At 58.9% G+C, this 13,824-nt stretch carries 1 protein-coding gene; it reads right to left on the bottom strand.

Going from position 1 to position 13,824, the window contains the following annotated elements:
- Positions 1-8 precede the first annotated feature (8 nt).
- Positions 9-13,583, bottom strand: coding sequence for a putative Ig domain-containing protein (locus H1B37_RS01530; RefSeq protein WP_182864853.1), 13,575 nt, complete (start codon positions 13,581-13,583; stop codon positions 9-11).
- Between the last annotated feature and the right edge of the window lie 241 nt (positions 13,584-13,824).

Below are 13,824 nucleotides of genomic sequence, written 5' to 3'. Positions count from 1 at the left end.
CTCGTGCACTAGAACCTAGGGAATCGTGTGCCACGGCACCAGGGAAGTGGAATCTGAATCCGCGCCGCGCCCACGCCGTGAGTATGAAACAGAAACTGCAAGTGGATACACCAGAGTTGACGTCCAAGAACGGTCCAGTAGTGATGGCCACCGTGAAGTGCGATTCCAAACGTGCGATTCCCGAGTGTAATCTTGTATTCGATGATCGTCGTCAACCCCGTTGCATCAGTCGCGAATGTCGGAGCGTTTAGCGCGTATCGATAAAAGTTCACATCCTCCGAATCGATCCCAAGGGGATCTTGTTGCAGGAACCTTCCAGTCAACGGCGACATGAATCGGGCTCTGAAGAAGTAATCGTTTGTTGAGAAGTCCAATTCTCGCCCCGTGAAGTTGTACCGGTCGGCGATGTCAGGATTTGTGCGAGTGAGGAGCGATCCAAAAACACCGAATTCGCTGCGGTTCTGTGAACCAATTCCCGCTCCATTGATGTCTCGGATCGAACGCAGGTGATCGGCAAGGTACCAGGACGTGCCTTCCCCAGATCTATATCGCGCCAGGTTTTGATCCATTTCGTCTCGGAACAGATAGGTGCCGATCCTCTCTCCCGTTTGCCGGAGGTCAGTCCAAACATTACTATCGCTGAGCACGAAAAAGGTCTGCTCAGCAACTCCGGCGTTTTCTCCATCCCCATCGGCGTGATCCGCAATTTTGCGTCCGTGGACATCGTAGGTGTAGCGGACGCTTTGGGTCAGGATGGCTCCCGAGGTGGGATTCTGGAGTTCACCCGGATCGCTGCTCCAATCGTCGACTCGAACGAGGCGATTGTGGTGATCGTAGTGGAAGGTGCGTGTTTCACCGGTCGTTCGGTGGACTCGCTTGATCTGGTTGCCTTCGCCGTCATAGAAGTACTCGTAGACTCCGTCGCTTCGCAGTTGGTTTGCCGGTCCGGCGGGGCTGTAGGTTTGTTCGACGTAATTACCGGGCTCTCCGACACGTGACGTCAGGCGATTGCCGTTGGCGTCGTAGGTGTAGTGTTCGTCGGCTTGGCCGCTGAAGATGGCGTCGGTGAGTTGACCGGTCAGGTCATAGCCGTACGTGATGCTTTGGGCGTACTGCGGATCTTGGTGCGTGCGTTCTTCGGCGGTTAGCAGCCCTCCAAAATCGTAGTCGTAATCGTATCCGGCCAGGAGTTCGTCGACGGCGTTGCGGTGGATCAGCTCATCCGATCGGCCGGCGGTGTCGTAGGTCCGCTCGGTTCGGCCGATCAGCGTGTTGGCATCCAGGTCCGAGTAACGGCGGACTTCTTTCTCTCGGCCGGCGGCGTTGTAAAAGAAATCCACGCGTGCCGGGTCGACGTCTGGTGTTTCACCCACGGGAACATCGGCGTCGTACCATTCCCTGATCCACAGACGGTTTCGTGAATCGTATTCGGATTTGACGGTGACACCGGCATCGTCGTACGTCTTGGTGAGGTTCCCCTGCGCATCATACTCGTAGTTCAAAATCACCCGCGGGACATCCCGATCACCTATCGGGTTGTTGTCGACCGAAGTCAGCCGGTTCAATTCGTCATAGGTGTGCAGGTAACGACTGTTCGAATCACTCGCCGTCAGCATGTTGCCGAGCACGTCATAAGTGAACTGGATCGTTTCCACCGACGCGTTCGGATCGGTCGCATGGTCGGGGGCGTTGTACCAACGCTCTTCTACCAGTCGGCCTGCGTGGTCGTATTCGAACTCACGCCGTCGGGCATTGCGATCGATCGTCTTGCTCTGATTGCCTTCGGCGTCATAGCAGGTCAACCGAACATGATCGGCGGCCGTGTTGGTGTGGCAATCCGCACCGCTCGGGTCGTCGTAGAGAGGATCGCGCGGATCGGATGGATTCGCAGGTGAGACCGGATCCACCGGAGCGATTTGTTCCAGCAACTCATCGTTGGATAGCGATTGCAAACTGGCATCCGCGCCGACCAGATCCACCCAATAGAACGGATCACGCTCTTCCACCACGCGGTTCAATTCATCATAAACCCATGTCGTGATGTTGCCGACGGGATCCTGCAGCAGCACACGATTACCTTGGGCGTCATAGCGGTACTGCACGACACCACCTTCGGCATCCGTCTGGCGGATCAACCGATCGTTTTGGTCGTAGCCGTAATCGGTGATTCGGCTGAATCGATCATCAATCGGCGTGGCGGGCGATTCGGTCAGGTTGCCGTTGGCGTCAATGGACTCTGGACTGACAATGATTTCCCAGTCCAGAAGTTGATCGTCGTAAAACTTGCGTACGATGGTGGGCGGATGATTCGGATCCCCCGCCACTCCCGTTGTCTCTTCGGTAACGCGTCCTGCCGAATCGTATTTGGTTTCCATCTGTTCAACGAGCGTCCCATCAGCCTCGTAAGAAGCCTCGCGAGTGACTAGACCGAATCGGTTGTACCGGAAGGTCTCGTAGCTCCCATCCGCGTAGGTTATCCGTGACGGTGAACCACAGGGACACGCAGCGGTATAATCGAAGGTCGTCGTATTGCCGTTGAAGTCGGTGAATGTCGTCCTGCGTCCCCGGCCATCGTAGGTGAACGCCGATGAATTTCCTTCGGCATTGACGATTCGCATCAGATTCCCGCGCGCGTCATAGCTAAAGGCGGTTGTGGCACCGGACGCATCCTGAACAGAGTTGACTCGGTTGCCGCTGTCATAGGTGAACGTTGTCAAAACCGGCTCGGCGAACGGTTCAGATTCGGTGCCCAACTCGATCACACGAAGGATGTTACCGCGATTGTCATACTCACGTTCGGAGACAAATCCCAGCCGGTCAATGATACGGGTTTCCAGATCGGGGTTGTGCGGGTCCCCGTACTCGCGATACGTCACCGCTCCCAGCGGATCCTTTTCCTCGACCACGTTGCCTCGATCATCGTAGGTCAGTTTCGTTGGATTCCCATTGGCATCACGAACCAACGCCGAATTCGACGCGACGTCGACATCCCGATCGTCGATGCGATTTCCGGTTGCGTCAACAACACCTTTAAACTCCCATTGCCGTGAATCAGGATGTTGTTCGTAAACCACTGTTAGGACCGCATCACCTTGGGGATCGAATCCCTGGTCCAAGTAATGCGCAGGATGGTCGCGATACGTGTAGGAAGTCGTCAGCCCGGCCAAATCAGTCAAACTGCGCAGATCTCCGCCGACATCGTATTGGTAAACCACCTTGTCGCCCGACGGCTGCACCACTTCAGTGATCCGGCCTTTCGCGTCACGAACGAACTTGACCGAGGCACCGCTGGAGTGCGAAATTCCATCATCGCTGAAGGTGACGGTGTTGCCGTTGAGGTCGGTGATGGTTTGCAGACCGTCGAATTGGTTGTAGCGGTATTTGAGGCCTTCTTTGGTCGTCAGCGTGTAGGTGTCGGGGTTGATCCCGCCGGCCAACGCACCGACGATGCCGCCGACGGCGACGGTTTTCTGGTCGATGGTGAGCGTGTCATAGACGCCGGGGTCGGGCGTGAAGACCGGACGGCCGGTCGATCCGAAAAAGCTGCCGCGGATGTCGGTGACGTCATAGGTGAATCCGACCCGCTGGCCGTCGGGATTCGTCAAGTACACCTTCGTCTTTCCAGCGACAAATTTGTCGTTGCCGAAACTGAGTGCGCCCCCTGTACCAACGGCCCCCGCTTCGAAGATCCGTGCATCCTGCACGCCCAGACTCCAGCCGTAGCCGAAGTCGCCTTCGTCGCCCGCATTGAGCGTGTCGTAGACTCGTGTGACGTTGATCGGGATTCCGACCAACGGGATGCTCAGGTCGGTGAACTCCAGACGGAAATTCCCCAGTTGCAAGTTGCCTTCGACGTTGACCAACGTCGGCTGCACGTAGCCTCGACCGTTGACGTCATAAGCCGCCACGACGATCGCGTAACCGTCCTTGGAAACCGCCGAACTATCGAACACCGCCAACTGGCCGGCATGGACTTCCTCGGTCCCCTCGTTGATCATCACCCAATCGGGATCGGACAGGTTGATCCCGGTCAAGGAAACCTTGTCGGCTCGCGCATAAAACACGCGGTAATACCACAGGTTGTCTTCCGGGTCGTCGACCGTGCCTTCGATCGTCACCAATCCCATCACGTTCTCACCGACCTCCGGCGACGTGATGACGACTTCCGGCGGTTGATTGTCGGTGGGATCGAATCCGGGATGCGGCGGCAGGTCGGGGGGGATCACCGTTCCCGGATCGTTCGGATTGTTTGGATCAACGGGCTGGTTCGGCCGCGACGGATCGACGATCGTGACCGTCCCGTCGCTTTCGCCGCGCAGTCCCGCCGTGTCGCTCGCGAACGCTTCCAACGCGACCGCGCCGGCGGTCTGGCCGGTCAAGACGACCGCACCGGTGTCGTCCAGCGTCACCATCGCGCCGTCGACGATCAAGCCGACGTCCACCACCCCGACGTTGTCCGACGCCAACACTCTGACCGTGTAACTGGATCCCTGGTCCACCTGGCCGTCGCCTTGGAAGGTCCGATCGCCGGAAATAATGGTGAAGGAAACCTGCGGCGGGATTGTGTCGTCCAGCAACGTGATCTGCCACGTGTCGCTTGCCGATTGCCCACGGTTGTCCGCAACGGTCACCGTCACGTCGGCGGCGTCTTCGGAAAAACCATCGGTCTGCCAGATGATCCGTCCGAATCGATCGATTGTCATCCCATCGGGGGCATCATCGTTCAATCGGTACGTCAACGGGTCGCCTTCGGGATCGCTGGCGCGAACGGTGTAGCGGTACGTCGCCCCGCGCACGACGCTGTCGATCGGCGTCGAATTGATCTGGGGCGCGCTGTTGACCGCGACGGACAACAGATAGGTTTGTGTCGAAGTTGCACCATGGTCGTCGGTCGCAGTCACGATCACCGTCGGACTCGGATCCTGTTCGGCCGGTGTCCAAGTGATCAACCCCGCGTCGTCGATCGTCAGCGTCGCCGGTAGATCGCCTGCGATCGAGAACGTCACCGCGTCGCCATCGGGATCAACCCCGCGGACCTGATACGTGTACAGCGTCCCGGCTTCGGCGGCAAAAATGGGCGTTGATGTGATGATCGGCGCACGGTTGCCCACCGTTCCCTTGCTCGGGTCGCCGGGGACGAGCAGTTCGTCGGAGGACTTGACGACGATCGTGTACGCTTGCGTTCCGGTATCCAGTCCATCGCTGACTTCGACCAAGACGTCGTGCGAGTCGACTTGGGCGGCCGTCGGCGTCCAGCGAATCAGGCCGGTCGTTTCGTTGATCTCCATCCCGTCAGGAGCTTCCAGCAATTTCCACGTTAGCGGGTCATTCTCCAAATCATCGCCGCGGACCGCGTACAAGTACACGCGGTCACTGTAACCGACCGTCGGCGGGATCGAGACGATCGCTGGGGCGACGTTGTTGCACCCGACGTCGATGCCGAATCGTTGCGTCGCCTGACCGACCAGCACATCGGTCGCGGTGACCTCAACGAAATGGCTGCCGATCTGCGATTCATCGGGAGTCCAGCGGACGACACCCGTATACGGATCGATCGACATGCCGCGCGGTGCGACCGTCAATTCCCAGCTGACCGGGTCTCCATCGGGATCACGTGCGACGGCATCGTATCGATAGTCGCGGCCGCTGACCCAGTGGGTCGGCGGGACGGAAATAATTTCCGGCAGTTGGTTGATGTCGACCGATGCGACGCTGAGGTCAAACGACTGCGTCGCCACACCACCGCGACCGTCACTGACCTGGATTTCGATCGCGTTGCTGGACGCAGCAGTCGGCGAAGGCGTCCAGCGGAGGATTCCTCCGTCGGTGATCTGCATGCCGGTGGGCGGATCGATCAATTGATAGGTCAGTGTGTCGCCGTCGGGGTCGGAGGCTTGGAGGTCATAGGTCCAATCGAGTCCAAACCGTGCAGTCGGGCGAGGCGATGAATGGATGACCGGAATGCGGTTGACGGCGGATGCGTCCGCGATGTCCAACGTCCAATCTTGCGAGTCCGAACCGCCACGACCGTCTTCGGCGATGATCGAGAAACTCACCTCGGATCCGGCCGAGGATTCGGGAACATCCCAGACGAGTTCGTGATAGGCGTCGACCAGCTGGTCATCGGAGTTCATCAATTCCACGCGTGAGATGGTGATCCCGTCCGGCGCGGTGTCACTTAGCCGCCACGTCACCTGATCGCCGTCGGCATCTTGGGCTCGCAACCGATGGGTGAACGAATTTCCGGCGATTGCCATCACGGCGGGAGCAGACGTGATGGTCGGGGCGACGTTCGGCGCGGTGACGACGACCTGGAACGACTGGACGGCCAATCCGCCGCGCCCGTCACTGACTTGCATCACGACGTTGTGGCCACCGAGTTGATCTTCGGTCGGCAGCCAAGCGATTGAACCGAGGTCCGGGTGAATCGTCATCCCGTCGGGGGCAAGGGGCAACCGGAATTCCAAGCCATCGTTTTCATGATCGGTAGCGACGACGTCATACCGATACAGGTCGCCGAGTGTCGTCTCGGTCATCGCGGAACCGGTGATGACCGGCCGTTGATTTTCGCCTCCGCTCACGTCCGAATTGACAAAACTGACGTTCGTCGCCGATTGGCCAGGATTCAAGCGAATCGTATAGCCGTTATCGACCGGGAAACTGGGACTCCAGCCCTGCTGGACGACTTGCCGAACGCTGTAATCTCCACCAGCCAAGTTCTGAAACTCAAAATGGCCTTCCGAATCTGTCTCAGTAAATCGTTCTCCTGGATCGAGCACCATGTTGTCATTGGAGTCGATAAAAACAATCCACCCCGGCAAACTCACTTCGGAGGGATCCGGCTGCTGGGTGATCGATTCAAGCCCTAGTTCAACGTAGTCGAACGCCGTGTAGGGTTCCTGAGAGGCGACAAACCGCACATCCAAATAGCCGTTCCACGCCGTTCCGAGATCATTGAAAACTTGATCGAAGTTGAGACTCGCGGAGGTTGATTGAATCAATCCATTTTCGTTTGCCGGCTGAATCGAAAGCGGGATGCTGATCGTTTCCCCCGCAGCGCCCGAACCGTCATTGGCGATCACTTCGATGCTCGCGGGGACAACGTCATAATCGCCGAACACGACATTGACGAATAGCTCCGTTCCTTCAGCAACACTATCTTTGGGGACCTCGAAACGAAACTCAAAGTTCGGCTCGTTCGGAATCTCGGGCCCGCTGGGATCGGGGAAGTTGGTCCCCTGATCGCTTGTCGAGAGTGCGATATCGGTCCACTGAGAACCGCTGGACCCTCGATCGACGAACCCGAATCCGCCGATGGATGCTCCGCTGAGTTCTGCGAGATCACGATTGTCAAATTCGTCTCCGGAACCGGTTGCCACGTCAAGGTTGCCGTTCAAGTCCGGCAAAAATTCGCCATCTTGTAGCAGTCCGTTTCCATCGATATCGACCGGAGTGTTCTGTGCGGACAGAAGTGCTGACGGATCATCGAAACCAAACCCGTCTACATCTCCGATGGTGATTCCCGTAAACGCGTAGGGTTCCGACGTCACGTTTCCGGCAATGGACGCGGTTCCAGGCTCGGCAAGCTGAATTTGAAACGATTGTGCGTCCATGCCACCGCGACCATCGGAGACCGCAACCTTCACGTCGACTACGCCACTCTGGTCGACCGACGGTGTCCACGTGATTCGACCGGCCGAATCAACCGCCATGCCGTCGGGGGCAACGGGAAGACGGTAGGTCAGTTCATCGTTGTCCGGATCGACGGCGACGACTTGATACTCGTAGACATCGCCCAGGTTGACGGGGATCGACCCGAGGACTTCGTTGGTGTTGGCGTTGACGAACGCCAAATCAAATCGCGACGGTGTGCCGGATTCGAACTGGATGTCGAACGAAACGGTTTGGCCGGTTGCGATGTCGGTTTGGATTCCGGTCAGATTGACAAAGCCGACATCGGGGTCGGAGGCGACAACGTTGATCGGAATGTTACGGATGATGCTTTCGCCCAGAACATCCGAGAACACGTTGGTGAACGCTTCGGCGGCTGCCGCGTCGCTTCGCAGAAAGTTCAAATCCCAGGTGATGCCGTCGACGCCCCAGGCCAGATCGACGTATTCGGTGCGGATGTTGGCCACGTCGCCTCGTCCGACCGGTTCGCTGCGAACATACTGGCCGCCATCGCTGGCGGTGAATCCGGAACCGCCGTCGCTAACGTATGCTGTTCCGTCGGCGGCAACGCCGAATGCGAGCGCATCGTTGGAATCTTCCATGCGAGCATTGGCGACGATCGAGAACAGGATGCTTTCGTTCTCCAGTCGGTCGGCGATCGAATTGAAGGACACCGATCCGTTGACCGTCGTTCGTTCTTCGTCGGTGACCAGGATCACGACACGGGACGCTTCATCACGGAACGAATAGTTGTTCAGCGTGTACTCGATGCCGTCGTAGCCGTCTTCGGCGCCTGATCGCGACGTGCTGAGCGAGTTGGTCGCGGTGGCAAAGTCGGTGGCCGACATCCAACGATCGCTGCCGGATTGTCGCACGCGAGCAGTGTTGGCGAATCCGACCAATCCGTATCGGTTGTTCGTCAGGCCAGCCCCGACCAAAGACTGATCCAGGGATGCAATGATGTCACCCAGCCATGCCTGTTCACCGGCCATCGATCCCGACTCATCGACCACAAACACGATGTCCGCCGTCCCCAGATCGCCACCGGAATCGGGCAACGTCAGCGAGATGTTCGATTGGACCGTGCCACCGATTTCCAGCGGAACCGAAAGTTGCGTGGGACTGATGTTGCCCGAGGCGGGATTGTTGACGCCGGCGATCCCATACGACGTGTTGGGATCCGACACGATCGTCGGCGGATGGTTTTCCGGGTCCGGGTGAACACAGACGACAAATTCTTGAACCGCCACTCCGCCGTTGCCGTCGCTGACTTCGACCGTGACGTCATGGTTGCCGATCTGGTCGGCCGACGGATTCCACCTGATCAAGCCGTTCGTCGAATCGATTCGCATGCCGTCGGGCGATTCGACCAAGGCATAGGTCAGTGTGTCTAAATCGGGATCGATTGCTTGGACGTCATATTGGTACGGATCGTTCAACCCCAGTTGAAGTGAATCGGTCGTGATCGTGTACACGACGTCGGTAAAGTCAAAGTCGGTCGCATCTTCCCAAGCAAACTGCGTCTTTCCGTTGGAGAGGATGGTCGCGCGGAGACGATCGACACCGCCGTGTGCTTGTTCGTACGAAAAGAATGCCGCTCGATTTCCGTCGCGGTACTGTTGGGTGGTTCCGTTCTGGATGATGTAAGCTGCATAGAGCTGTCCCGTCTGGAGATCAACCGTCGAGACCGCTCCGGCACCTAGCCCGCTGCGAAAAACGACCAGCGAATTGTCGGCGGCCAGCGCGGCGGCCCCGTACCCCGGGTCGCCGGGTAACAAACCATCGACCGTCCCCTGGGCGTCATCGATTCGGTAAACGCCGAATTCGTTGTTGAACGCAGCCTGCCGAATGGTCCAATCGAACTGTGTCGAAACCGTTTGTCCGCTCACACCGCCGAGCAAGAAGAACTTGTCGTTCTCCTGAAGGTCCACGTTGATCCCTGGATTCTCACCCAATTCGGCAATCGTCACCGGCGTGCTGGTGATCACCGGTGGGCGATTGGGCGGGGCCTGGGAAACGGTGACGGTGTAATGCTGTGTCGCGACGCCTCCATTGCCATCGCTGACTCGAACCGCCACGTCGTGCTGGCCGATGTCGTCTTGGCTGGGCATCCACGTGATCAGCCCCGTTGCCGAATCGATTCCCATCTCCTCCGGTGCGGTTGTCAACGTGTACGTCAGCGCGTCCCCATCCGCATCGATCGCGTCGACGTCGTAGCGATACGTTCGATCGTAGGGAGCTTCGGTTGCCGGGATCGTCGTGATCACCGGCGGTTCGTTCAGTTTTCCCAGGAACACCAACTCGTAATCAAACTGATGCTTCAACGGATTACCGAACGCAATCGTCGGCGACGCAGTCACTTCGTTCGGTTCCAGCGTCCCGTCGTCGACGGCGTCTGAAAAATCGAAGTACGGCGTGCCGTCGTCTAAATAGCCGTCGGGATCGACGACCGAGACCGCCGGGTCGCTGATGTTGCGGACGCCGACCAACAGCGGCACCTCGCTTTCGAACACGCCGTCGTTGCGCGTCGCCAAGTCGACATACAGGTGCCGCTGGTCTTCGTTGAACGAGGTCCGGCCGTACACGCCAGAGAAACTGCCGGTGATGTCGCTGTAGCGATCCAATTCGATGCCCGACGGTTCACGGCCCGTGATCGAGACCGTCACGGTGCGGCTTTGACCATAGGCATCGAACGCTTCAACGTCGTAGGCATTCAAGCCGGTAGCGACATCCACGTGCGCGTAAAACGTTCCGCCGGCGTCCAACGCGTCGACCGGTTTTCCGTTGACCGTGACAAAAGCAATCGAATTGGCGAATTGCTGGTCCACGTTCAAAAACGGAGTCGCTGCGGTCGCGATTCCCGACAAGACGATCGTCGAGGGTTCGATCGAAGCGTCGGCTGATGGGGTCAGGATCGTGATGTCCGGCGGAGCCAGGGCATCGACGGCGAACTCGATCACACTGGGATCGACCGCCGGGTCGGAGGACTGGAGCGTGAGTTGAACTTCCAGGAATTGCCCACGGACGTCCTGCAGCGTCGCCAACGATTCGGTGGTCGTCCATGGCAACGATTCGATCGAACCCGGATCATCGGACGCCCTGACGCGAATCGTCAGAGCGCTGCCCTCGGGCGTGTCGGCGATCGCACGCGTGGTGGTCCAGACCGTGCCCGATCGCCCCGAATCGATCGTTTCGGTCCAGGTGCCTTCGCGAAGCAGGTTGGCCCGAACGCTGCCGGTGGAATCGCTGTAGTTGTACGGCGAGTTCCCGGTCGGCACGGACAACGCCACCTGGTCCGTGTCCGGGTCGACTTTGATCGCCGTGTTGCTGCCGAGCGACGTGGTCCAAAAGAATCCGTCCGCGTCGACGGCGGCACCCTTGAGGCCGTTCGCGCCGGTTTCGACTGTTTTGGCTTGGAGGAGCGTTCGTCGGTCGTCTGCGAATTCCCATTTGAACAGATAAGTGCCGTCATAGTGGGCCGCCCAGACGTCTCCGTTATGGTCGACCGCGACCCCGCCGCCGCTCGATTCCCCCGTTGCCGAGTTGTAGTGATCGATCTCGCCCGTGGCGGGATCATAGCGAGTGAGATACGAGCCCTGCCAACCCGAAGTCCAAACGACACCGTTTTCGTCCAGCGTGATGCCGTACATCGTTTGGCCGATGTCGATGGATCCCAGGTACGACTGTGTGTGCGTGTCGATTCGATCCAGCTGTCGTGAATTGGCCGTCGTGCTGTACAGGATTCCGTTGCTATCGATCACCGATCCGTAGGGAGATCCGGAGACGGCGACGATCTTTTCAAACGCACCGGTGGCCTCGTCAAAGACTTCATACTGGTTCCGATTCAGCAATCCGACCCAGAGCTTGCCATTGCCATCGATCGCAATACCACGCGCTCCGCCGCCATAATTCCACTGATCCGGATTGCTTCGGTTTCGGCCCGCATGAATCGTCATCGCGATGCGTTCATCATCGGGCTGGCCATCCCCGTTGGCGTCCCAAGGCAACATTTCATCGCCGGAAATGCGTCCGTCGCCGTTGGCATCAAAGCTGGTGTCGACGACGCCATTTCCGTTGCGGTCGATGAAACCGTCGTGCAAGATTTTGACAGCGTTGTAGGGAATGCTGGTGTTGTCCCCGCGGTTGGCGACCCACGCGGCGCCATCCCCGGTGACCGCAATCCGCGACGGGTTGGTCGCACTGTTGGCACCGGTCCGGTAGCGTCCCAATTCTTCGCCCGTTTCGGTATTGAATTTGGAAACCGTGCCGTCGCCGGAATTGGAAATCCAGATGATCGGCAAGATTTCAATTCCACCCGACGCGTTCAACTGGATCGAACCGGCAGCCTGGTCGGCGTGCAAGTTAAAAAGTTCACCCGCTTGAAAGTCATCTGCGGTGGTGTAGACGAACGTCTTGGGGTAATCGATCGGCGTGGAGACAAGCGGTGGCTTCTGGGCATCCGCTGAAACCGTCGTGTCGACGATGGCGAGCGGTGCCGGTGCGGTGCGAGAGCGTTGGGATTCAAACTCTGCCACGGATGCGGAATCCGGCGGCACATCGACGGGGTCTCCCGTGTAACCGGGGATCACATAGTCGATGATCCGCACGGTCGTCGTCGTGTCGGTGTCGTCGTTGGCCAGACGGAAGATCAGGCTGGCGGTTTCACCGGCGATCACGCCGGACAGATCGACCGTGACCTTCGTGCCACCGTCGACCGGTTCGGTCGAAACTCCCGATCCGGCGACCGCCCCCAGTTCCTCCGTCACGTTATAAAACGCGTCGCGCGTGGCGGTGTACGGCGCGACCAGTGGGTTGCCAAAACGATCGACCAACGCGACTTCAAACGCATCGTTGATGAACTGGGTGTCCGCTCTGTCAAACTCGAGGTCGCTGTAGGTAAAACTCAGCTCACTCGCTCCGGCGGGAACCACAAACGTCGTCTCCAAGGTCGTCACAAAGGAATCGCCCTCGCTCAGCACCGCCGTGCATTCATCGGCGACGACACTTCCCCGTCCCGTGTCCGAGCCTCCCGATTGTGACGTTCGCCATCCGGTCAGGTCGTCGACAAACAGTGTGCAACTGTCGTACGGAGCCTGTGTCTGGACGTCGATGATGACATCGTCAAACCCACGGTTTCCCACCATCATTCCCGGCAGGTGACTGGCGTGCATTTCCCAGCCAATCTGTGGCGATGAGACATCGATCGCACTCGATTCGGTCAACAGTCTCAAGTGCTGATCAGAATCGCCCAGGTCATCAGCCGGCTGCAAGACATAGACGCCGAGGTGTCGGCCGGCAGGAAAGGTGTTGCTTTCGGAAAACGGTTCGGCACGAAACTTGGAATAGGCCACCCCGCGATGCGCCGAGGCAAACACGGCCTGGGGATAGTCGGCATGTTCCGGCGGCAACCCGCTGACCGTCCCCGAGGCATCATCGGCGATGAAGAATCCCAGCTCGTTGAATTCTTCGCGGACGAACTCGAAGTGGGCCGACAGATCGACCCGTTGATCGTCATCACCGGGCAACGTCATCAACATCACGCTGGTGAAACCGGCCGGCGCGACGTCCCCTTCGGCCTCGGGCCCCAAGTGCGCGATCGAACCGTCACCCGACTGTCCCAGTCCGTTGATCACCCGCAACGCGTCGACGGTCGTCAGCTTTCCGTCGCCGCTGGTGTCATAAAAACTTTGCAGCCGGTTGGATCGACTTCCAAGCGATCCCGCCCCATCGGACGTCGCGATCTTGTTGATCACCCGCAACGCATCCATCGAACTGACTTGTCCGTCATTGTTCACGTCCAACGGCCGGGCCGGATTCTGCCAATCCGACGCCAGCAACATTCTCGCTTCCAGCTTTTCCATCAGCGAGTGGCGGTTGCGGTTGGACTTCCTGCGTGTACGGGACGATTTCATTTGGCCTGCCTCACGGGGTCAATCTCGGTTGGACCCCGGTATTTTGCTAGCCTGCTCCCCCCCGTGCCACCGTTAGGCCCCGAAAAACCGTCAACATTCTTTTATCCGTCAAAACTGTCACCGCCGGCCCCCACCAGATCGGATTGACGACAGACGGTGTATCGCGGCGATTCGTCGCGGACGCGGTTATGACGGAGCGACGCTCGCTCGAGCCTTGAATCCAGCGGCGCTGTCGCGGCCT

Source organism: Stieleria mannarensis (assembly GCF_014154935.1).
Classification (GTDB): Bacteria; Planctomycetota; Planctomycetia; order Pirellulales; family Pirellulaceae; genus Stieleria; species Stieleria mannarensis.
This window is presented reverse-complemented; position numbering and strand designations above follow the sequence as displayed.